Below are 449 nucleotides of genomic sequence, written 5' to 3' on the forward strand. Positions count from 1 at the left end.
GGGCGGGCCGCACCGGTTTCGGCCCCGGCGGCGGGAGCGGGCGATGACCGGGCGGCCTCCCGCCGCGAGCGGGATCATGCTGGGCGGCGGTGCACCGAGGGCCCGTCACGTCCTGCCGAACATCGTGGAACGGACCTCCCGCGGTGAGTACTCGATGGATCCGTACTCGAAGCTGCTCAAGGAGCGGATCGTCTTCCTCGGTGTGCAGATCGATGATGTGTCGGCGAACGACGTGATGGCGCAGTTGCTGTTCCTGGAGCCCGAGGATCCCGACCGGGATATCTCGATCTACATCAACTCGCCGGGTGGGTCGTTCACGTCGTTGACGGCGATTTACGACACGATGCAGTTCGTGCGGCCGGACATCTCGACGATCTGCATGGGGCAGGTGGCGTCGTCGGCGGCGGTGCTGCTGGCGGCGGGCACGCCGGGGAAGCGGTTCGCGCTGG

1 protein-coding gene is annotated in these 449 nt (G+C 67.9%); it reads left to right on the plus strand.

Going from position 1 to position 449, the window contains the following annotated elements:
* Nucleotides 1-43: 43 nt before the first annotated feature.
* The coding region (locus ACY45C_RS11640) for an ATP-dependent Clp protease proteolytic subunit (protein ID WP_462187631.1) at nt 44-449 on the plus strand (406 nt) is incomplete at its 3' end.

The organism is Frankia sp. CcWB2, assembly GCF_977927585.1.